General features: G+C 71.8%; 13 protein-coding genes. 7 read left to right on the forward strand and 6 right to left on the reverse strand.

The annotated features are described in order from the left end of the window. The first annotated feature begins 100 nt into the window (after positions 1-100). The 3 genes from DEJ47_RS33325 (at position 101) to DEJ47_RS33335 (ending at position 2,525) form a co-directional block, all read left to right on the forward strand. Positions 101-943 carry a DUF4232 domain-containing protein gene (locus tag DEJ47_RS33325; protein ID WP_161236912.1) on the forward strand — a complete coding sequence of 281 codons (843 nt, stop codon included), beginning with the start codon at positions 101-103 and terminating at the stop codon, positions 941-943. 243 nt (positions 944-1,186) lie between these two features. After that, entirely contained in the window at positions 1,187-1,552 is a 366-nt protein-coding gene (locus DEJ47_RS33330) for an SH3 domain-containing protein (RefSeq protein WP_150174699.1), read from the forward strand. A gap of 181 nt (positions 1,553-1,733) precedes the next feature. After that, positions 1,734-2,525 (forward strand): hypothetical protein, encoded by a 792-nt coding sequence (locus DEJ47_RS33335; RefSeq protein WP_150174702.1) that lies wholly within the window; start codon positions 1,734-1,736, stop codon positions 2,523-2,525. Between the two features lie 75 nt (positions 2,526-2,600). Here DEJ47_RS33335 and DEJ47_RS33340 read toward each other — a convergent pair whose 3' ends face one another. Continuing rightward, positions 2,601-3,818 (reverse strand): sensor histidine kinase, encoded by a 1,218-nt coding sequence (locus DEJ47_RS33340; RefSeq protein ID WP_223828588.1) that lies wholly within the window; start codon positions 3,816-3,818, stop codon positions 2,601-2,603. A 131-nt stretch (positions 3,819-3,949) separates the two neighbouring features. Here DEJ47_RS33340 and DEJ47_RS33345 point away from each other — a divergent pair, with 131 nt between their 5' ends. Beyond that, a complete protein-coding gene (locus DEJ47_RS33345) occupies positions 3,950-4,612 on the forward strand; it encodes a response regulator (RefSeq protein ID WP_150174706.1) in 663 nt (220 codons plus the stop codon). Between the two features lie 92 nt (positions 4,613-4,704). On the opposite strand, the gene DEJ47_RS33350 is transcribed toward DEJ47_RS33345, so the two are convergent. The 4 genes from DEJ47_RS33350 to DEJ47_RS33365 all read right to left on the reverse strand — a co-directional run bounded on the left by DEJ47_RS33350 (position 4,705) and on the right by DEJ47_RS33365 (position 9,443). Then, positions 4,705-5,022: an acyl carrier protein gene (locus DEJ47_RS33350; RefSeq protein ID WP_150174708.1), complete on the reverse strand. Its 318-nt coding sequence runs from the start codon at positions 5,020-5,022 to the stop codon at positions 4,705-4,707. Between the two features lie 44 nt (positions 5,023-5,066). Beyond that, on the reverse strand, positions 5,067-7,463 hold the full coding sequence (locus tag DEJ47_RS33355; protein ID WP_150174711.1) for a type I polyketide synthase: 2,397 nt from the start codon (positions 7,461-7,463) through the stop codon (positions 5,067-5,069). Between the two features lie 101 nt (positions 7,464-7,564). After that, entirely contained in the window at positions 7,565-8,533 is a 969-nt protein-coding gene (locus tag DEJ47_RS33360) for an alpha/beta fold hydrolase (RefSeq protein ID WP_150174714.1), read from the reverse strand. 43 nt (positions 8,534-8,576) lie between these two features. After that, positions 8,577-9,443, reverse strand: a complete 867-nt coding sequence (locus tag DEJ47_RS33365; RefSeq protein WP_161236382.1) for an SAM-dependent methyltransferase — start codon at positions 9,441-9,443, stop codon at positions 8,577-8,579. 203 nt (positions 9,444-9,646) lie between these two features. Here DEJ47_RS33365 and DEJ47_RS33370 point away from each other — a divergent pair, with 203 nt between their 5' ends. Then, the gene (locus tag DEJ47_RS33370; protein ID WP_223828589.1) at positions 9,647-11,182 is read left to right on the forward strand and encodes a DHA2 family efflux MFS transporter permease subunit; all 1,536 of its coding nucleotides are present in this window, start codon (positions 9,647-9,649) and stop codon (positions 11,180-11,182) included. A gap of 73 nt (positions 11,183-11,255) precedes the next feature. Beyond that, positions 11,256-11,771: a TetR family transcriptional regulator gene (locus tag DEJ47_RS33375; protein ID WP_263398928.1), complete on the forward strand. Its 516-nt coding sequence runs from the start codon at positions 11,256-11,258 to the stop codon at positions 11,769-11,771. Between the two features lie 165 nt (positions 11,772-11,936). Here the strand turns inward: DEJ47_RS33375 and DEJ47_RS33380 are convergent, their stop codons facing one another. Next, positions 11,937-12,722 carry a thioesterase II family protein gene (locus tag DEJ47_RS33380; RefSeq protein ID WP_150174722.1) on the reverse strand — a complete coding sequence of 262 codons (786 nt, stop codon included), beginning with the start codon at positions 12,720-12,722 and terminating at the stop codon, positions 11,937-11,939. A gap of 276 nt (positions 12,723-12,998) precedes the next feature. On the opposite strand from DEJ47_RS33380, the gene DEJ47_RS33385 reads away from it, so the two are divergent. Next, positions 12,999-22,070, forward strand: coding sequence for a type I polyketide synthase (locus DEJ47_RS33385; RefSeq protein WP_223828590.1), 9,072 nt, complete (start codon positions 12,999-13,001; stop codon positions 22,068-22,070). The last annotated feature ends 3 nt before the right edge of the window (positions 22,071-22,073 follow it).

Genomic DNA, 22,073 nt, shown 5'->3' on the forward strand with positions numbered 1-22,073 from the left:
TGGTGTTCAGGCAGCCGCTGCTTCTGATCGACCGATCGCAGCGGAACGAACCATCTCTCCGCCCGGCAGGGCTCTCCCTGGGCGGCACGGAGGTACTCCCATGAGCAGTCACGGACGTACGCGTCGTATCACCCGTACCGCCGCCCTGGTCGCCGCCGCGGCCATCGCCGCTCCGGCGGGGCTTCTGGCGGCAGCCGGGAACGCGTCGGCGGCCGCGCCCACCTGCCGCACGGATCAGCTGAAGGCGTCGTGGACCGACAAGGGCACGGCCAAGTCCGGAGCGCCCACGGGCGAGCAGGAGACGGCCGTGGTGGAGCTGAAGAACTCCGGCTCCGAGACCTGCACCCTGAAGGGGCAGCCCGGTGTCTCGTTGACCGAGGGCAGGAACAGCGAGACCCTGCGCAACAGCAGTGACAAGCCGGAGCCGAAGCCGGTCTCGCTCGACCCGGGCAAGAGCACGACGTTCACTCTCGTCTTCCTCAGTGAGAAGGACGAGCCGAGGCAGGGCTTCACGCCGAAGACGGCCGTCGTGACTCCTCCCGGCAACAAGGACACCGTCGACCTGCCCTGGAAGTGGGGACCGGTCACCAAGCAGGAAAGTGCTACCCACCCGGGCAACTGGGTCGGGCCCGTCGGGGCGAGCGTCGATGTCTCCTCCGGCAAGGAGGCGGGCAAGAGCGGTCCTGGCAAAGTCGACTGCGGCAGTGGCCGGCACGGGCTGAGCGTCCGTGCCGTCACCACGCACGGCAAGGGCGCCTGCCCCACGGCGCACAAGGTCGCCGACGCGTACGGCAAGGCCCTGGACGCGAAGAAGAAGCCACCGGTCACCGTCACCGTGAACGGCGCGGCCTGGAAGTGCGACGAGAAGCAGGGCAAGGTCAATCCCTACCAGGAGTGCGTCAGCACGAAGGAGCGGGGCGAGAAGGTGCAGCTGCTCTCCTGAAGCCGGCTCTCCTGAAGCGGGCTCTCCTGAAGCGGTACGCGACGTGTGGTGTCACCGTTCTCCCTCGCGGTGGCGCCACGCTCTTGTGCCGCTGCCCCGACAAGCTCCTGCAATCCAGTGACCGGGCGCGTGTCGAGCGCCGGATCACATCGTGTCTCCCGCGCAGCACCTACGTTTTTCTCCGCAGTGCAGACCGGGTTTTCTCGGAGGAAACTCGGCCCTTCGCCAAGGAGAAAAGACGGCATGATGTTTCGAAATGCAGTGAGCGGATGTCTGGCGGTTGCTCTCGCTTCCGTCGCCTTCACCGGTATCGCCCAGGCGGACGCCCAGCACGTCCGGGACTCCGGCCCCTCGGTGTCGGCACCGGCCGCCAAGCCGGTCAAGGGCACCGTCACCTCGCGGCTCGGGGTCAACGTACGCCAGTACCCGACCTCCAAGTCCAAGGTCGTCGGGACCTACCGCTACCGTCAGGTAATCGACCTGACCTGCAAGAAGACAAACGGTCAGCCGGTCAACGGAAACCGTGTCTGGTACAAGGTCAACAAGCCCAACGGGTGGGTCACCGCCGCCTACGTCAAGAACCACGCCGCGGTGCCCCTCTGCAAGTAGGCGGGCAGTCGCACTTCCTTCGGCCGGGCGCTCCATGCGCCCGGCCGAAGCGGTATTGGCCTTTTGGTCAACGGAGACTGGCCTTTCAGGTGACGCGCTCGGCGGCGTCCGACTCGTAGCGTTATGTGTGTCGGAGGAAAGGAAAAAGGCTTTTCCTCGCCGCAGAGAAATGAGCAATTCAATGCGTCACTTCACGTCCCGCCGCACGATCCGTGCCACCGCCGTCACCCTGGGAGCGGTCGTCGCCCTCGGCGCCCCCGCCGCGGCCTTCGCCGCCGAGCAGCCCACCGGGGCGGACCAGAGCGTCAGCGCGTCCGTCGTCGCCCAGCGGAAGCTCGTCAAGACCCAGCGTCTCGTCGACGGCTCGGTAGGCAAGATCTACAAGGCCGGCGACCGCTTCGAGGCCGACATCTTCTACAAAGGCAAGAAGATAGGTTCGCTCAACGCCCGCACGACCGTTCTCAAGCACCACGGTGTCAATTACAGCTTCCACCCCTACAAGGGGACCCTGTACGCCGAGAAGGCCGGCAAGTCCGCCCCGAAGGCGGAAGAGCGCAAGGACGAAGGCATCACTGACCCCGTCCCCAACCCCGCGCCGGACGACGAGAGCACGGTCTCGCAGGCCGTCGTCACCGGGCTCGAGAAGGGCAAGGGCGGCAAGAAGCTGGTCCGTGTGAGCGGTCTCGTGGACGGGTCGGTCGCCAAGGTCTACAAGGTGGGCAAGGGCTACAAGGCGGAGATCACGTCCAAGGGCAGCCGTGTCGGCACGATCAACGGCCGCGGCGAGATCACGTACGGCGAGACGGGCGGCCTCGGTGTCGTACACGCCAAGATGACCCCGAACGGCAAGGTCACCTCGTGGCTGACGAGCCCCAAGCCGAAGCCGGGTGCCGCGCCGGACGACCAGCGTCGGGACGACGTCGACCCGCAGCCCCAGCCGGAGCCCGAGGACGCGGCCCTCGCCGGAGTGTGAACGGTTGACAGGGCGACTGTGTAAGAGCATTGGTGCGCTGCCCCCCGAGGGGAGCGCACCAATGTTGTTGCCTGCTCACGGCCGGCGGCGCGGCGTCTGGGCTCGCAGCGGCAGAACAGCGACGTTCTGCCAGCCGCCCCCCGGCAGCGGACCCGTCCGCAGACTTCCGCCCATCGCCGCCGCACGCTCCCGCATCCCCTCGATGCCGAAGCCGCCGCCCTTGGCCCGCTCGGGCAGTGCCGCCGCGTTGCGCCCGTCGTCGACGATCTTCAGCTCCAGGCCGGAGTCGACCGTCGTCAGGGTGATGCGTACGTGCCGGGCATCGGCCGCGTGCTTGCGTACGTTGGTGAGTGCCTCGCGGACGATGCGGTGCACGCCCGCCGTCACGTCGGGCGGCAGACGGTCCTCGATGCCGGGCTCGATGTACAGGGAGATGTCCGGGCAGCCGTCACCGGTCACGTCGGCGACCAGCTTCCGCGTGTCGGCCAGGCTCGCCACCGGCGCCGTGGTCGCGGGCCTGCCCGGATCGGCGCGCCGCATGACGGCCACGAGGCGCCGCATCGCCCCGAGAGCCTCCGTCGCCTCCCGCTCGATGCGTTCCAGCATGGCCGCGGTCTCCTGGGGGTCCTGCGTGTTCGGCGCATCCCCGCCCGGGGCCTGGGCGGCGAAGCGCGCGGCCTTGGTCTGTACGACGATGCCGGTGACGTGATGCGCGACCACGTCGTGCAACTCGCGCGCCAGTTCCCTGCGTTCGGCGGCGCGCAGGGCGTCGAGGTCCCGAACGCGCTGCTCCGACTGCGTGCGCAACAGCAGTGAGAACGCCGCGACGATCACCGTGATGAGCGTGATCGCCAGCGTCCATTCGTGGGGGTCCGAGTCGCGGGCGGGAATCGCCATGCAGGCCACCGCCAGGGGCGGCCCCAGGATCGCCGCGGCATGGTCGGAGCCCCGCCACACCGTCCCCACCAGCAGCAACAGGAGCGCGACGAGCTCACCCACGCCCCAGGCGCCGGCGGCGTCATCGCTCGCGAGGAGGAAGAGCGTGGTCGTCCACGAGGCGACCACCGCGACACTCGCCCTGAGGGTGCGCGAGACGCTCTCCAGCGGAACCGCGCACAGGCTCGCCACGACCGCCGAACCAACGGCGAACGCGTTCTGCAGCGGCGGCAGGCGTTCCAGCAGAACGTCGTCGAGCACGGTCAGAGACAGCAGGAAAGCCGCCACCGCGCACTTCTGCGCCGTGGACCAGGGCGGGTGATCCGCCCCCCAGTCCGAGAGACGCTTCAGGAGCACGTGACGAGCGTAGGAAAGGTGCCGCCGGGCCGCTTCTTTTGCTGCGCCGGTCCTCACCCGAACGGCCGACACCGCGCGTCACCGTGACGTCGGCCGTCCTAGCGTTGCCGGAGTCGAAAGGGTGGTTCCGCATGGCGATCAGTGTGGTCATCGCCGACGACCAGGACATGGTCCGCATGGGCTTCCGGATGATCCTGGAGAGGAGTGGGGGCATCGACGTCCTCGCCGATGTGGCGGACGGCGAAGCGGCGCTGGAGACGGCACGCCGCCTGCGCCCGGACGTGCTGCTCGCCGACATCCGTATGCCGGGGATCGACGGCCTGGAGGTCACGCGCAGGCTGTGCGCGGATGCGGCGACCCCCGAGGACCGCAGGCCCCGCGTGCTGATCGTCACGACCTTCGACGACGACGAGTACGTCCGACAGGCCCTGCACCACGGCGCCAGCGGGTTCCTGCTCAAGGACGCGAGCCCCGAACTGCTCGTGGAGGCCGTGCGCGCGGCCGCGGCGGGCGACTCGCTGATCTCGCCGGCCATCACCGTACGGATGCTCAAGGACTGGACGTCCGCCGGGCCTACCGCGGGCCGGCAGCCGACGGAGGAACTCACCGACCGCGAGCGGGACGTCGTGCGGCTGCTGGCCAACGGCATGACGAACGCCGAGATCGCCGGCGAGCTGTTCGTCTCCCAGTCGACCGTCAAGGCGCACCTGGCGCACGTGCAGACGAAACTCGCCGCGCGCAACCGCGTCGAGATCGCCGTGTGGGCCTGGGAGAGCGGTCTGGCCCGCGGCTGAGGGCGTGTCGGTGGATGTTTGTGCCCCCGGGGTGGCCGTGTGCTTCCGGGGGCGGGTGGTGCCGAGGGGGCCGGAGGCCGGGGGCTCGGGGGTTACGCGGTCGTGTGGGCGAGTTCCTGGCCGAGGTGGTGGGCGAGCTGGGCCGGGGTCGGGTTCTCGACGATGGCGACCATCGCGATCTCCATGCCGGTCAGCGTCATCAGGGTCTTGGTGAGTTCCAGGGCGGTGAGGGAGTTGAGGCCGTTCTCCAGGAAGTTGCTGTCGTCCGACAGCGTGGTGTTCAGAAGGGTGCCGGCCTGCGTGCGGATGGTGTCGGTGAGGAGCTTCTCGCGCTCCTCGGGCGTGGCGGCGGCGAGCTGCTTCTCCAGCTCGGTGGCGTCCTGGCCGGGCGTGTTGTCGGTGCTGGTCATGAATGCTCCTGTGTGAGTGGGGTGTTGACGTGTCACACCGTGAGTCACGCCGCGGTGTGCGTGGTGTGGTCGTGCAGCCAGTGACGCGTGGCCTGGAAGGGGTACGTCGGGAGGTCGATGGTCCGCTGTCGCGGTGTGCGCCGGGTGAGCGGCGTCCAGTCGACCGTGCCGCCCGAGGTGTGCAGCCGGGCGAGCGCCGTCAGGACCGTGCGGGCGGCGGATGTCGAGGGGGAGAAGGCGCTCAGGTCGAGGACGGTGTGGGTCTCGGGGTCGAGGTCGGGGGAGGCGGGGTCGGCAGGGGCGAGGTGGTGGTGCCAGTAGCCGGGGGAGGACAGGGGGGTGTCGGCCGGGGCGGTGCCGGTCAGCGCGAGGGTCGCCGACCGGAACGTCAGCTCCTTCAGCACCGGTCCGTACGTCTCGGGGGTGGGTGATCCGCCGTCCGCGGTGGTCGTGAGGTGGGCCGCGGCCAGGCGGCACGCGTCGTCGAGGGTCAGGACGCCCGCCGTGTACGCGGCGGTGATGTGTCCGACGCCGGTTCCGCCGACCGTGTGGGCGTGCACCCCGGCTTCCAGCAGCACGCGGGCGAGTGAGGTGTGCACCGCGAAGTGCAGAGTCGCGGGCGTGGTGGTCGGGATGTGGGTGTCGAGGAGCGCCCGGGTCTCCTCGAAGGTCGCCGCGAAGAGGGGGAAAGCCCCGCCGAGGTCGGTGGCCGCTGCTTCGATGCCGGCAGCGGGTGTGCCGTCGAAGTGCCAGACGATCTTCTTGGGGGTGGCGTCCGCGGGCGTACGGGTCAGGTCGGGGTGGTCGTCGCCGGCGGCCAGCGCGCGGGCCGCGGCGACGAGACCCGTGATGTCCGTGCCGATGAGGACGGCGCGGTGCTCCAGGGGGCTGCGGGTGGCGGCGAGGGAGTGGGCGACCTCGGTGGTCGAGGGCGTGGGGTCGGCGGACGCCAGGTGCGTGACGAGGGCCTTCGCCAGTTCCTGGAGGGCTTCGGGGGTACGCGCGGACAGGGGCCAGGCCACCGGGAGTTCGGGGGCCGCGGCAGCGGCGAGGGTGTCCGGCGTCGGGGGTGCTTCGTCCGGTACGGGGGGCTCTTCGAGGATGAGGTGGGCGTTCGTGCCGGAGGTGGCGAAGGCGGAGATGCCGACCCGGCGCGGCTCGTCGCGGCGCGGCCAGTCGACGGCCTCGGTGAGGAGCCGGACCGTGCCCTTCTTCCAGGTGGCGAGCGGGGTGGGCCGGTCGATGTGGAGCGTCGGCGGCAGCGTGTCGTGCCGGAACGCCTGGATCATCTTGATGAGCGCCGCGGTACCGGCGGCGCCCTGCGTGTGCCCGGTGTTGGACTTGATGGAGCCGAGCCACAGGGGCCGCTCGGGCGAGCGGTCGGCGCCGTAGGTCGCGAGGAGAGCCTGCACCTCGATGGCGTCGCCGATGGGCGTGCCCGTCCCGTGCGCCTCGACGGCGTCGACCTGGCCGGGGGTGAGCCCGGCGTCGGCGAGCGCGGCACGGATCACGGCCTGCTGGGAGGGGCCGTTGGGCGCCGCGAGCCCGTAGCCCGCACCGTCCTGGTTCACCGCGGAGCCGCGGATGACGGCGAGTACGGGATGGCCGTTGCGCCGTGCGTCGCCGAGCCGTTCGAGGAGGACCAGGCCGACCCCCTCACCCAGTCCCATGCCGTCCGCCGCCGCCGCGAAGGGTTTGCAACGGCCGTCCTGTGCGAGGGACTTCTGGTGCGCGAAGGCGTGGAAGGTATGCGGCGTCGACATGACGGTGCCGCCGCCCGCCAGGGCAAGGCGGCACTCCCCGCGGCGCAGCGCCTGGCAGGCCAGGTGCAGGGCGACCAGGGAGGACGAGCAGGCGGTGTCCACGCTGATGGCGGGGCCTTCGAGGCCGAGGGCGTACGCGATGCGGCCGGAGACGAGACTGCCGGAGGTGCCGCCGCCCAGGTAGGGCAGCAGCTCGTCCGGGGCGGTCTCCAGGCGTGTCGCGTAGTCGTGGCCGGTGGCGCCGACGTAGACGCCGGTGAGCGTGGAGCGCAGGGTGTGGGGTGCGATGTGGCCGCGCTCGACGGTCTCCCAGGCGAGGTGGAGCATGAGCCGCTGCAGGGGCTCGGTCGCCACGGCCTCGGTCGCGCCGATGTCGAAGAAGCCCGCGTCGAAGCCGGCCGCGTCGTCGAGGAAACCGCCGAGTCGCGCGTACGGAAGGTCCTCGGGGAGTTCCCAGGTGCGGTCGTCGGGGAAACCGGTGACGGCGTCCCGCCCCTCCGACACCAGGTCCCACAGGTCGTCCGGGGTGCGGGTCTTGCCGGGGAGCCGGCAGGCCGTCGAGACGACGGCGATCGGCTCGTGCTGTGCGGCCTGGAGGTCCCGCAGCTGCTGCTGGGTCCGGTGCAGCTCGGCGGTCGTCCACTTGAGGTACTCGATGAGCTTCTCTTCGTTCGCCACGGGAATCGCCGGCCTTCCTCTTCTCGCGCGTGAAGCCTCAGGTGGGACGGTGTGGGCAGGCGGGAGCCGCACGCTGTCGTTGTCAGGGTTGCCGCGGCTGCTTAAGCGGGTCTAACTCCCGCCTTGCCGCCGGGACGCGGCTCTCTCGCGTACGCCGTGACCTCCGAGGGCGTCATCATGTCCGTGGGTGCCGTCGCTTCCGCGGACGCCGTCACCTCGCGGGCGAGCAGGAGCAGGTCCGCGGCGATCTCGTCGGGCGCTCCCGCGTGCAGATCGTGGTCGGAGCCCGGGTACCAGCGCACGCTCACCCGGTCCAGGGCTGCTTCCGCCGCGGCGACCCACGCGCGTACCTGGTCGGACAGCTGGGGTATCGCGGGGATGAGGGGGAGCAGCCGGACCGGCACGGTGATCCTCGGGTACCAGTCGGCGGGGGCCTCGCGCTGCAGGCTCTCGACGATCGACATGACCTGTTCCGATGTCATGCGCGGGATGAGCAGGCCGTCCGGGCCGACGCGGTAGTCCGCGAGGCGCGCCTCGACGGAGGTGGACGACCATTCGGGGTGCGTGGCCTTCAGGTAGGCGCGCATGTCGGCGGCGCTCGTGGTGCCCTGCTGCGCGCGCCGCACCACGTCGGCGGTGCGCTCCCAGAAGGCCCGCATCACCGGCCCGTCGAACTCGTACCAGCCGCCGTCGATGAGTGCCAGACCGGCCACCAGGTCGGGGTGTTCGGCCGTCAGGCGCAGCGCGAGGTGCGCGCCCCAGGAGTGCCCGGCCACCAGCGCGCCGGAGAGACCGAGGGCGGTGACGGCCTCGACCAGGTCCGTGACGACGGCCGCGTTCTCGTAGCCGTCCGGCGGCGCGTCCGACTCGCCGTGGCCGCGGTGGTCGACGGCGTAGACCGGGTGCCCGGCGGCGGCGAGCCGGGTGGCGACCTCGTCCCACATGCGGGCGTTCGACAGCATGCCGTGCAGCAGCAGGAACGGACGCCCCGTGGCTCCCGGTCCGCCCGCGGGCCGGTGCCGGACGTTGAGGGAGACGGTCTGCGACACGGGGATGCGGAGGTTCTTCACAGGCGGGCCCCAGGGGGAGTCGTCGAGTCGTCTGTTCGGCGGGTCAGGGGCGCTGCGCGGTGGCGAAGATGTAGCCGAGTTCGGGCATCTTGCCGAGGGCCGCCTGGTTGTGCAGGAAGAGTTCGTAGCCCTCGACGCCGATGATGTCGACGTATTCGTCACGGTGGGCGCGGATCCACTCCACGTACCCGTCGTACGTCTTGGCGGTCTCGCTGGTGATGTCGGTCAGTTCGAGGACCGTCCAGCCGGCGGCGCGGAAGATGTCGGGGTAGTCCCCGATGTCGGTGAGCGCGGCGTAGATCGTGGTGTCGCTGACCGTGGCGGTGCGCGGCTTGCTCGGGTCGGGGTTGAGGTAGACCATGTCGGCGATCGGCATGCGGGCGCCGGGCTTCACGACACGGAGCGCCTCGGAGAGGACCTGCTGCTTGTCGGGCATGTGGAGCATGGACTCCAGGGCCCAGCAGTGGTCGAACGACGCGTCGTCGAACGGCAGGTTCATCGCGTCGACCTGCTCGAACCTGACCCGGTCGGCGAGACCCGCCTCCCGTGCCCTGCGGTTGCCGCGCTCGACCTGGCGGGCGCTCACGGAGATGCCGACGACCTCGACGTCGCGAGCGCGGGCCAGCTGCATGGCGGGGGTGCCGTTGCCGCAGCCGATGTCGAGGACCCGGTCGCCGGGCGCGGGGTCGAGGCGACGGATCATCTCGTCGGTCATCTGGACCATGGCCTGGTCGAAGGTGGCTTCCTGCCTGCCGCCGTCGAACCAGTAGCCGTAGTGCAGATTGCCGTCTCCGAGCTGAGTCATCAGATCGAAGACCTTGTGGTCGTAGTAGTGCCCGATGTCGCTCGGCTCGGGTGCGACGGTCTTGTTCACCGTCGGGGGCTTCTTGGTCGTCGCGTTGTTCGTCACGACCTCAGCGTCACGGCGTGGCATGCGGTGTCACAACCCCACCCCTGCCCCTCAACAGCCCCTAGGGCGCACCCCGGCCCACCCCTAGGAGAGGTCTCCCGACGCGTCTTGACGCGTTCCATACGGAACTCCTGGTACCGAGAGATAAAAAATGAGAGTACGCTCCGACTAGATATTGAGCTCTCTTTAGGAGGTCGACTCTCGTGTCAGCAGATCTGGGTGCGCGGCGATGGTGGGCCGTCGGGGCTCTCGTGCTCGCGTCGATGGTCGTGGGCTTCGACGTGACGATCCTGAGCCTGGCGCTGCCCGCCATGGCCGACGATCTGGGTGCGAACAACGTCGAGCTGCAGTGGTTCGTGACCTCGTACACCCTCGTGTTCGCGGCCGGAATGATCCCCGCGGGCATGCTCGGCGACCGGTTCGGGCGCAAGAAGGTGCTGCTCGCCGCGCTGGTGATCTTCGGGATCAGCTCGCTGGGCTGCGCCTACGCCCAGGACTCCGGCACGTTCATCGGCGCGCGTGCGGTGCTCGGTCTGGGTGCCGCGCTGATCATGCCGACGACGCTGTCGCTCCTGCCGGTGATGTTCTCCGACGAGGAGCGGCCCAAGGCCATCGGCGCGGTGGCGGGCGCGGCGATGCTCGCCTATCCGCTCGGCCCGATCCTGGGCGGCTACCTCCTCAACCACTTCTGGTGGGGTTCCGTCTTCCTCATCAACGTGCCCGTGGTGATCCTCGCCTTCATGGCGGTGTCGGCCTGGCTGCCCGAGTCCAAGGCCAAGGAGGCCAAGCCGTTCGACGTGGGCGGCCTGGTGTTCTCCAGCGTGGGTCTCGCCGCGATGACGTACGGCGTGATCCAGGGTGGCGAGAAGGGCTGGACCGACGTCACCACGCTCGCGCCGACCCTCGGCGGCATGCTCGCCATCGTGATCTTCGTGTTCTGGGAGAAGCGGGTCGCCGATCCGCTCGTCGACCTCTCGCTGTTCCGCTCGGCCCGGTTCACCTCGGGCACCATGCTCGGCACCGTCATCAACTTCACGATGTTCGGCGTGCTGTTCACGATGCCGCAGTACTACCAGGCGGTCCTCGGCACCGACGCGATGGGCAGCGGCTTCCGGCTCCTGCCGATGGTCGGCGGCCTCCTCGTCGGTGTGACCGTCGCCAACAAGGTCGCCAAGGCGCTCGGCCCGAAGACCGCGGTCGGCATCGGCTTCGCGCTCCTCGCCGCCGCCCTCTTCTACGGCGCGACGACCGACATCGACAGCGGCACCGGCCTGGCGGCGGCATGGACGGCGGCGTACGGCCTGGGTCTCGGCATCGCCCTGCCCACCGCCATGGACGCGGCACTCGGCGCGCTCAACGAGGACGCCGCCGGCGTCGGCTCCGGCGTCAACCAGTCCATCCGTACCCTCGGCGGCAGCTTCGGCGCGGCGATCCTCGGCTCCGTCCTCAACTCCGGCTACCGCGGCAAGCTCGACCTCGACGGGGTCCCCGAGCAGGCGCACGGCGCCGTGAAGGACTCCGTGTTCGGCGGTCTCGCCGTGGCGCGGGCGATCAAGAGCAACGGTCTGGCCGAGTCGGTGCGGTCCGCGTACGTCCACGCCCTGGACGTGGTCCTCGTCGTCTCCGGCGGCCTGGGACTGCTCGGCGTGCTCCTCGCGGTGGTGTGGCTGCCCCGCAGTGTTGGTCAGAGCACCGCCAAGCCCGCAGAATCTGAGCATGAAGCAGCAGACGCAGTCTGACCAGGGCAGAACCGTGCCTGGACTGAGAGAACGCAAGAAAGCCAGGACCAAGGCCGCGATTCAGCGGGAGGCGGTGCGCTTGTTCAGGGAACAGGGCTACTCCGCCACGACCATCGAGCAGATCGCCGAAGCCGCCGAGGTCGCCCCCAGCACCGTCTTCCGCTACTTCGCGACCAAGCAGGACCTGGTCTTCTCACACGACTACGACCTGCCGTTCGCCATGATGTTCCAGGCCCAGTCGCCCGACCTGACGCCGATCCAGGCCGAACGACAAGCCATCCGTTCGATGCTGAACGACATCTCCGAGCAGGAACTGGCCCTGCAGCGCGAACGCTTCGTGCTCATCCTCTCCGAGCCGGAGCTCTGGGGGGCCAGCCTGGGCAACATCAGCCAGACCATGCAGCTCCTCGGCGAACAGGTCGCCAAGCGGGCGGGGCGCGACCCGGGGGACCCCGCGGTCCGCGCCTACACCGGGGCCCTGTTCGGCGTGATGCTGCAGGTCTCCCTGGACTGGGCGAACGACCCTGAGATGGACTTCGCGGCCACTCTGGACGAGGCGCTGTACTGCCTCGAAGACCTGCGTCCCTGATGTCGTACGCGGCAGCCCCCTGCGGGCCGCCGCGTACGGAATAGGACGACCGCGCGCGGCCACCGCCCCCCGGCTGCCGCGTCCGGTCCAACCTGGCGTGCTCCGGCTTCCCTCGACGGAGCACGCCAGGGGTCTTTCCCGGCCGGGCACGCTCTCGCCCCGCCGTCACGCCCCGGCAGCCGCTGCCAGCGCCGCGGTCACGATGGCCGCCACCTGCTCCTGACAGGTGTCGAGGTAGAAGTGCCCGCCGGGCAGCACCCGGAGATCGAACTCCGCACTGGTGCGCTCCCGCCACGTGCCGGCCTCCTCGGGCGACGTCCGCTCGTCGGCGTCACCGATCAGCGCCGTGACCGGGCAGACCAGACGCTCGGGACCCGGCGCCTCGTACGTGGCGACGGCCCGGTAGTCGGCCCGCAGCGCGGGCAGGATCAGCTCCTGCAGCTCAGGGCTCCGGAAGAACCGCTCGTCGGTCCCGCCCATCGCCCGCAGATGCGCCAGGATGTCCGCGTCGTCCAGGGCCCCGGACCGCCCGGCGGGACGGTAGGGGCGCGCGAGCCCACCGGATACGAACAGGTGTACGGGGCTGGTTTCCCCGGTGCCGGAATCCCGCAGGCGCCTCGCCACCTCGAACGCCACGATCGCGCCCAGGCTGTGCCCGAACAACGCGAACGGCTTCCCGTCCGACGGCAGTTGTCCCACGACACCGTCGGCGAGCGCGGCCACCGACTCCAGGCACCGCTCCTTGTGCCGGTCCTGCCGCCCCGGATACTGCACGGCCAGCACATCGATGCCCGGCGAGAGCAGCCCGGAGAGCCCGAACCAGTAACTCGCCGAGCCGCCCGCGAACGGGAAACAGACCAGCCTCACCGGCGCCGAAGCGGAGTCGTGGTACCGCCGCAGCCACACCCCGGCCCCCGTGTTCCGCGAAGCCTGCGCAGTGCCCCTGTCCATCGCTCTCCCTCTCGTGCCGCCGCTGTTGCCGCTGCCGTTCCGATGGTGTTCCGGTGACGTTCCGCCGTCGGGTTCGCCCCCTGTCTCCGCCCCCGATGCTGGCCGCGACCCATAGCGCCCGGCTAAAGCGGCGGACGGCTAGCCGGGGTTTGGTTCGCCTTTAGAGAGCCCGCTCACGATGAGCCCGGTACTCGAAGGGATCTCCGATTTCGGACCGGGAGCGCCGTTGATGTTTTCTGGCAGTCAGTTGTTCCGCGTCCGAACGCAGTCGACGTGATGGCCACGTCGCCGTCCGGCGCGAGCGCGGCTCCCGAACCGATCGCGGTCGTCGGGATGGCCTGCCGGCTGCCCGGAGCACCCGACCCGACGGCGTTCTGGCACCTGCTCGGCGAGGGCCGCGACGCCGTCCGCGACACCCCGCCCGAGCAGCGCCGCACCGATTCCGGCCTGCGCGGACCGGGCGGCTATCTGGACCGGATCGACGGCTTCGACGCCTCCTTCTTCCACGTCGGCCCGCGCGAGGCCGAGGCCATGGACCCGCAACAGCGGCTCCTCCTCGAACTGAGCTGGGAAGCGCTGGAGGACGCCCGCATCCTCCCGCCCACCCTGGCCCGCAGCCGCACCGGAGTCTTCGTCGGCGCCCTCTGGGACGACTACGCCGACCTCCTGGACCGCGCCGCACGCAACGCCGTCACCCGGCACACCATGACCGGCGTCCACCGCAGCATTCTGGCCAACCGCATCTCGTACGCGTACCACCTGGCGGGCCCGAGCCTCACGGTCGACACCGCACAGTCCTCCTCGCTCGTCGCCGTGCACCTGGCCTGCGAGAGCATCAGGCGCGGCGAGTGCGAGACCGCGTTCGCGGGCGGCGTCAACCTCATCTGCTCGCCCCGCTCCACCGCGCTGGCCGAGGCCCGCTTCGGCGGCCTCTCCGCCACGGGCCGCTGCCACACCTTCGACGCACGCGCCGACGGGTTCGTACGCGGTGAGGGCGGCGGACTCGTGGTGCTCAAGCCCCTGGGGGCGGCCCGGCGTGACGGCGACACGGTGTACTGCGTCATCAGCGGCAGCGCCGTCAACAGCGACGGAGCGACGGACGGACTCACGCTGCCCAGCGGGCAGGCGCAGCGCGACGTGGTCCGCACGGCCTGCGACCAGGCCGGAGTGACCCCCGAGCAGATCCAGTACGTAGAGCTCCACGGCACGGGCACGCCCGTCGGCGACCCGATCGAGGCGGGCGCGCTCGGCGCCGCGCTCGGCCGGGACGGGGCGCGCACCGTGCCGCTCGCCGTCGGCTCCGCGAAGACGAACGTCGGCCACCTGGAGGCGGCGTCCGGAATCGTCGGGCTGCTCAAGACGGCGCTGAGCATCCACCACCGCAAGCTCGCACCGAGCCTCAACTTCGACACACCCCATCCGGCCATCCCACTCGCGGAGCTCGGCCTGGCCGTCCAGCGGGAAACGGGGGACTGGCCGCGCCCCGGACAACGACTGATCGCCGGGGTGTCGTCGTTCGGCATGGGGGGCACGAACGGGCACGTCGTCGTGGCCGAGGAACCTGGGTGCGCCGGGTCCGTGTCACGGGGCCCTGCGGCTGCGGAGCGCGGTTCGACGAAGCCTGTGCCGATGGTGCGGACCGCCGTCGTCCCCTGGCCCGTGAGCGCCCACAGCGCTTCCGCGCTGCCCGCCCAGGCCGCACGGCTGCGCACCCACCTCGCCGGCCGCCCGGCAGCCCCCGATGCCACCCCCGACGCCGTCCGGATCGGTCACGCACTCGCCACCACCCGCGCCCCCCTCGCCCACCGCGCGGTCCTGCTCGGCGGCGACACCGCCGAACTGCTGGACGCCCTGGACGCGCTGGCCACCGACGAGCAGACCGCCGCGGTGGTGCGCGGCGAGGCGGACCCCGACGGCAAGGCGGCCTTCCTCTTCAGCGGGCAGGGAGCGCAACGCCCCGGCATGGGGCGCGAGTTGTACGCGGCCCATCCGGTCTTCGCCGACGCGCTCGACGAGGCGTTCGCGGCGCTGGACGTCCACCTGGACCGTCCGCTGCGGGAGATCGTCCTCGGCGAGGACGCCGAGCGGCGGGGGCTGCTCGACCGGACCGAGTACACCCAGCCCGCGCTCTTCGCGATCGAGACGGGCCTGTACCGGCTCGCCGTCGCGCACGGCCTCACCCCCGACTACGTCCTCGGCCACTCCGTCGGCGAGATCACCGCCGCACATGTGGCCGGTGTCCTCTCCCTGGCGGACGCGAGCGCCCTGGTCGCCGCACGCGGACGGCTCATGCAGGCGGTACGGGCACCCGGCGCGATGGCCGCGTGGCGGGCGACCGCGGACGAGGCGGCGGAACTGCTCGCCGGGCACGAGGAGCGGGCCGCGGTGGCCGCCGTCAACGGCCCTGAATCCGTTGTGGTCTCCGGCGACCGCGACACGGTCGAGGAGCTGACGCTCGCCTGGCAGGCGTACGGCCGCAAGGCCCACCGGCTCAAGGTCAGCCACGCCTTCCACTCCCCGCACATGGACTCCGTCCTCGACGAGCTGCGCGCCGTCGCCGCGGGACTGACGTTCCACGCGCCGGTCATCCCCGTCGTCTCCAACGTCACCGGCGAGCCCGTGTCGGCGGACGGCGCCGAGCAGGCCGACCCCGAGTACTGGGCACGGCATGCGCGCGAGCCCGTGCGGTTCCTCGACGGGGTGCGCGGGCTGTGCGAGCGCGGGGTGACGACGTTCGTCGAACTCGGCCCGGACGCGCCGCTGTCGGCGATGGCACGGGAGTGCTTCCCCGCCGAGGCCGGTGGCCCCGGCAGCGGTTCGAGTCGTCCCCGTCCCGCCGCGGTGGCCGCGTGCCGGCGCGGACGCGACGAGGCGCACACATTCATGACGGCCTTGGCACAGGCGTACGTGCGGGGCGCCGATGTCGACTTCACCGCCGCGTACGGTTCGCCCGGCGACGCGGAGCGCGTGAGCCTGCCCACGTACGCCTTCCAGCGGGAGCGGTACTGGCCCGAGACGGAATGGCCCGAGGGAGAACGGCCCGAGGCGGAACGGCCCGATGGGGAACCGGTGGCCGCGTACCGCGAGGTGCGGGACCACTCCGCGTCCGAGGCGAACGGGCCGCGTCCGGCCGGCGGTGCGCGGACCGTACTCGCCGAGCGGCTCGCCGCGCTCTCCGTCGCCGACCAGGAGCGCACCCTCCTCGGCCTGGTCGCCCAGCAGGTGGCCGTCGTGCTCGGCGGCACCTCGACGACCGTCGAAACGGCCCGTACGTTCAAGCAGTCGGGCTTCGACTCGGTGGCGGCGGCCGAGCTGAGCGAACGGCTCGGCGCGGTCACCGGGCTGCCGCTGCCCGCGACCCTCACCTTCGACCACCCGACACCACTGGCCGTCGCGGCGCACCTGCGCGCGCGGCTCGTGGGGGCGGGGGACGAGAGCCCCGTACGGTCCGCCGGTCCGGACAGCTCCGGCGGCCCGTCCGGACTTGCGGAGCACGACGACGACCCCATCGCCGTCGTCGCCATGAGCTGCCGCTACCCGGGCGGCGCCGGTACGCCGGAGGACCTGTGGCGGCTGGTCGCCGACGGCGCCGACGCCATCGGCGCGTTCCCGACCGACCGGGGCTGGGACCTGGAGCGGCTCTTCCACCCCGACGCCGACCGGTCGGGCACCAGCTATACGCGCGAGGGCGGCTTCCTGTACGACGCCGCCGACTTCGACGCCGAGTTCTTCGACATCAGCCCGCGGGAAGCGCTGGCCGTCGATCCGCAGCAGCGGCTGCTCCTCGAATGCGCCTGGGAGGCCTTCGAGCGGGCAGGCCTCGACCACCGGACGCTCAAGGGCAGCCTCACCGGCGTGTTCGTCGGCATGACGAACCAGGACTACGGCCCCCGGCTGCACGAACCGTCCCAGTCCACCGACGGCTACCTGCTCACCGGCAGCACCCCCAGCGTCGCCTCGGGCCGCCTCTCGTTCAGCTTCGGGCTGGAAGGGCCCGCGCTGACGGTCGACACGGCCTGCTCCTCGTCGCTGGTCACCCTCCACCTGGCGGCGCAGGCGCTGCGGCGCGGCGAGTGCGACCTGGCGCTGGCCGGGGGCGCCACCGTCCTCGCCACACCGGGCATGTTCACCGAGTTCTCGCGCCAGCGCGGCCTCGCCCCCGATGGGCGCTGCAAGCCGTTCGCGGAGAGGGCCGACGGCACGGGCTGGGCCGAGGGCGTCGGCCTCGTACTCCTGGAACGCCTCTCCGTGGCCCGGCGCAACGGGCATGAGGTCCTCGCGGTGATCCGCGGTTCAGCGGTGAACCAGGACGGCGCGAGCAACGGCCTGACCGCGCCCAACGGCCCCTCGCAGCAGCGTGTCATCCGGGCCGCTCTCGCGGACGCGCGCCTCACGGCCGACGAGGTCGACGCCGTGGAGGCACATGGCACCGGCACCACGCTGGGCGACCCGATCGAGGCTCAGGCACTCATCTCCACGTACGGTCAAGGGCGTTCGCCCGAAAGGCCGTTGTGGCTGGGCTCGGTGAAGTCGAACATCGGCCACACGCAGGCCGCCGCCGGAGTCGCCGGTGTGATCAAGATGGTGCTCGCGCTCCGGCATGACCTGCTGCCCGCCACCCTCCACGTCGACGAGCCGAGCGGACACGTCGACTGGTCGTCGGGCGCGGTACGGCTGCTCACCGAGCCGGTCGTCTGGCCACGCGGCGACCGTCCGCGCCGGGCGGCGGTGTCGTCCTTCGGTATCTCCGGGACGAACGCGCACCTGGTGCTCGAAGAGCCGCCATCCGAGACGTTCCAGGTCGAAGCTGAACGCGAGGTGGCGGATTCCGGTGCGGCGGGCGGCGTGCTGGTGCCGTGGGTGATATCCGGACGCAGCAGTGCGGCGTTGCGCGAACAGGCGCGCAGATTGGGCGAGTTCGTGATGGCGGACGGTCCTGGCGGGGCCGCGTCCGCCGCGGAGGTCGGCCGGGCGCTGGTCACGAGGCGGTCGGTGTTCGAGCACCGGGCCGTGGTGGTGGGCCGGGGTCGGGACGAACTGGTGGCCGGGGTCACGGCGTTGGCCGCGGGTGAGGCGTCGGCGGATGTGGTGTCCGGGGTGGCTTCCGGTGAGGTGGGTCCTGGACCGGTGTTGGTGTTTCCGGGACAGGGGTCGCAGTGGGTGGGGATGGGGGCTCGGTTGTTGGACGAGTCGCCTGTGTTCGCGGCACGGATCGGTGAGTGTGAGCAGGCCCTGTCCGCGTACGTGGGCTGGTCGTTGCGTGAGGTGTTGCGCGGGGACGGCGGTGAGCTGTCGCGCGTCGAGGTCGTGCAGCCCGTCTTGTGGGCGGTGATGGTGTCGCTCGCGGCGGTGTGGGCGGACCAGGGGATCGTCCCGGCCGCTGTCGTGGGCCACTCCCAGGGTGAGATCGCCGCGGCGGTCGTGGCGGGCGCGCTCACACTGGAGGACGGCGCCAAGATCGTGGCGCTGCGCAGCCGGGCGCTGCGGCAGCTGTCCGGTGAGGGCGCGATGGCCTCCCTCGGCGGGGGGCGGGAGCAGGCCGCCGAACTCGTCGAGGGGTACTCCGGGGTGGGTGTCGCGGCAGTCAACGGGCCGTCCTCCACGGTCATCTCGGGTCCGCCCGAACAGGTCGCCGCCGTCGTCGCGGACGCCGAGGCGCGCGGGCTCCGGGGCCGCGTCATCGACGTCGACTACGCCTCGCACAGCCCGCAGGTCGACACCATCACCGACGAACTGACCCGCATCCTGGCGGGTGTACGTCCCGTCGCGGCCCCCGTGGCGTTCTACTCGGCGGTGACCGGTACCCGTATCGACACGACCGGGCTCGACACGGACTACTGGGTCACGAACCTGCGCCGCCCCGTCCGGTTCGCCGACGCGGTCTCCGCGCTCCTCGCCGACGGGCACCGGGTATTCGTCGAATCCAGCAGTCATCCCGTGCTGACGCTCGGCCTCCAGGAGACGTTCGAGGAGGCCGGGGTCGACGCCGTCACCGTTCCCACGCTGCGGCGCGAGGACGGCGGCCTCAACCGGCTCGCCCTGTCGCTGGCCCAGGCCTTCGTGGCGGGGTGCGCGGTGAGGTGGGAGAACTGGTTTCCCGGGCGCGGAGCGGCCGGTGTCTCTCCGGCGGGTGGGACGGCGGACGTCCCTCTCGCGAGCGGGGCGGCGAATGGTTCCACCGCAGGTGCAGCGACCGGCCTGGCACTGCCCACGTACGCCTTCCAGCGGCGCCGCTACTGGCTGGAGGCCTCCGGCGGCAAGCAGGACGCGGCCGACCTGGGGCTCGCCGCGGTCGGACATCCGCTGCTCGGAGCGGCGGCGGAACTCGCCGAGGGCGGTGTACGGCTGCTCACCGGCCGCATCAGCAGGCACGGCCACCCCTGGCTGGCCCAGCACACGCTCTTCGGTGCCGCTGTCGTGCCCGCGTCCGTGCTCGCGGAATGGGTGCTGTGCGCCGCAGACGAGGTCGGTTGCGCGGGCATCGAGGACCTCACGCTCCAGGCGCCTCTGGTGCTTCCCGACGCGGGGGGTGTGCAGGTGCAGATCGTGGTGGGGGCTGCCGACGGGGACGCCGGGCACCGGGACGTCCACGTCTACGCCCGGCCCGACGACGAGGACGCCCCAGCCGGCGGCGGTGGGACGTGGACGTGTCATGCCTCGGGGCAACTTGTCGCCGAGTCCGTGGGTGCGGGTGCGGGTGCGGATGCGGGCGCGGTTGTGGGTGTGGGGGATGACGGGGGTGACCCGGGGGGCGCGTGGCCGCCTGTCGGTGCCGAGGCGGTCGACCTGAGCGACTTCTACGCGCGGGCCGCCGCGACCGGCGTCGGATACGGTCCGGTCTTCACGGGGCTGCGTGGCCTGTGGCGGCGGAGCGGTGAGCTGTATGCCGAGGCGGTACTGCCCCAAGAGGCCCCGGACGCGGCCGGGTTCGGCCTGCACCCGGCCCTCCTCGATGCCGCACTGCACCCCGCTGTCCTGGGCGAACCACCGGCCGGGGTCGGCCAGGTATGGCTGCCGTTCAGCCTGACCGGGGTGTCGCTGTGGGCCACCGGCGCGACATCCGTACGAGTCCGCCTCACGCCGTCGGGCGACGACGACGGATCTCTCTCCGAAGGGACGGGCCGGACCTGGCGGGTCGCGGTGAGCGACCCGACCGGGGCGAAGGTACTGGCCTGCGAGGGCCTGGCCGTGGTCGCGGCGGGACGCGAGGTGCTGCGGGATGTCGCCGGTCGGGATGCGGCATCCGATCTGTACGCGTTGCGGTGGGTGCCGGTGCCGGTGCCGGTGCCGGAGCGGGAGCGGGAATTGTGGTCGGCTGCTCCCGCGGTCTCGGCGGGCGAGCTTCCGTCGGGCTGGGTCCGTCTGGGCGACGGTGGGCACCGCGCTCTGGACGCTCTGGAGGCTCTGGACGCTCTGTGTGCTGCCGTCGATTCGGGGGACCAGGTTCCGTCTGTTGTCCTTGCCGACGCGGGGAGCCTGGAGGAGAGTGCGGCGCCGGTCGCGGTGGAGCGTATCGCCGCACTCCTGGACCGCTGGCTTGCCGACACACGCTTCGCCGACGCCCGTCTGGTGCTGCTCACGCACGGCGCGGTCGCCACGGAGGACGTGCTGCCCGACCCGTCGGCCGCCGCGGTGCGCGGCCTCGTCCACCAGGCGCAGGTCGGCCACCCGGGGCGTCTCCTCCACATCGACGTGGGTGCTGGGGGTGGGGTGGAAGAACCTGCCCTGGTACGTGCCGTGGCCGCGGCAGTGGACGGGGACGAACCGCAACTCGCCCTCCGGGGCGGCGAGGTTCTGGCCCCCCGGCTTCACGGCGCCACCGCGTCGGCCGCCTCCGACACGACGACCCGCGTACTCGATCCGGACGGCACGGTGCTCCTCGTAGGACCGGCCGGGGCACCGGTCGCCGCCCTCGCGGAACACTTGGTGCGCAGCGAACAGTGTGGGCAGCTGCTGATCCTCGCGGAGGGGCAACTGAGCTCAGTGGTCCCGGAGTTGGACGGTCCGAGTGACACCGTGCACCTCGGCTCCCTCGACCCCGCGGACCCCGCCGCACTGACCGACGCCGTCGCCGCCGTAGACGAGGACCACCCCCTTACCGGAGTCATCCACGTCACCGGTGCCTCGACAGGCGGCTCGTTCGCGGACCGGTGGGCGGCGAAGGCGGCCGTCACCGCGGCCCTGGACGCCGCGACGGCCCACCTTCCCCTCGCCCTCTTCGCCGTGCTGTCACCGGCCGGCGTGGACCTGGGCGTCCCGCAGTCCGCGGCGGACGCCGCAGCCGACGCGTTCCGCGAGGCACTCGCCCTGCGTCGGAACACCGCGGGAACGACGGGTGTCGCCCTCACCTACGCCCTGCCGGCCACCACCGACAAGAGCCCCGACCCGCCCCACCTTCCCGGCATCAACGGCCCCGAGCCCGAACAGCTCCCCGCCCTCCTGGACGCAGCCCGGGAGCGCGCAGGCACCCCCCTCGTCGCGGTCCGCGTGGCCCCCCGCTCACTGGCCTCCGCGGACCCGGACGCCCTGCCCGCGTCGCTCCGCCGACTCGCCGCATCGCGGGCCCCCGCCCGGCGTACCGCCGCCGACCGCACGCCGCCCACGGACTGGTCGGCGCGCCTGGCCCCGCTGTCCGCCGCCGAGCAGCTCCGGCTGCTCACCGAGGCCGTACGCACCCACGCCGCCGCCGTCCTCGGGCGCACCGACCCGGAGGCGCTGCGCGGTGATGCCACGTTCAAGCAGCTGGGCCTTGACTCGCTGACGGCCGTCGAACTGCGCAACCGGCTCGTGGCGGACACCGGGCTGCGCCTGCCCACGGCCCTCGTCTTCCGCCACCCCACCCCCGCCGCTGTCGCCGCCCATCTGCGCGAGCGCCTGACCGACAGCGCCCAGGGCCTGACCGGCAGCGGTGAGCGCGTGACCGGCAGCGGTGAGCGCGTGACCGGCGGCGGTGAGCGGACCGCAGGAGGCAAGGCGGGCGCCGCGGCACCTGCCCGGCCGCCCGCCCCGGGCGCCGTGCTGGGCGACCTCACCCGCATGGAGAACAGCCTCACCGCCCTGGCGACCCGGCTGCCCCACGGCGAGACGGACGAGATCACCGCTCGTCTGGAGGCACTCCTGGCCCGCTGGAAGACCGCGAACGTCACGACGGACGACACGACGGGCGCCGCGGGGAACGTCACGAGGAACGGCACGACGAGTGTCACCACGAACCTCACGACGGACGACGACAGTGCCGCCGACCGGCTCAAGGCCGCGTCCGCCGACCAGATCTTCGACTTCATCGACAACGAGCTGGGTGTCGGGCCCGACACCTCGCGCGCGACCCCCACTCCGAAGGCCGGGTGACCC

It is taken from the genome of Streptomyces venezuelae (assembly GCF_008642355.1).
Lineage (GTDB): Bacteria > Actinomycetota > Actinomycetes > Streptomycetales > Streptomycetaceae > Streptomyces > Streptomyces venezuelae_B.

Bases quoted from the DNA above. Each gene is read 5' to 3' on its own strand.
- DEJ47_RS33350 (WP_150174708.1), bottom strand. From the start codon at position 5,022: ATGACCAGCACCGACAACACGCCCGGCCAGGACGCCACCGAGCTGGAG.
- DEJ47_RS33380 (WP_150174722.1), bottom strand. From the start codon at position 12,722: ATGGACAGGGGCACTGCGCAGGCTTCGCGGAACACGGGGGCCGGGGTG.
- DEJ47_RS33325 (WP_161236912.1), top strand. From the start codon at position 101: ATGAGCAGTCACGGACGTACGCGTCGTATCACCCGTACCGCCGCCCTG.
- DEJ47_RS33335 (WP_150174702.1), top strand. From the start codon at position 1,734: ATGCGTCACTTCACGTCCCGCCGCACGATCCGTGCCACCGCCGTCACC.
- DEJ47_RS33330 (WP_150174699.1), top strand. From the start codon at position 1,187: ATGATGTTTCGAAATGCAGTGAGCGGATGTCTGGCGGTTGCTCTCGCT.
- DEJ47_RS33385 (WP_223828590.1), top strand. From the start codon at position 12,999: ATGGCCACGTCGCCGTCCGGCGCGAGCGCGGCTCCCGAACCGATCGCG.
- DEJ47_RS33345 (WP_150174706.1), top strand. From the start codon at position 3,950: ATGGCGATCAGTGTGGTCATCGCCGACGACCAGGACATGGTCCGCATG.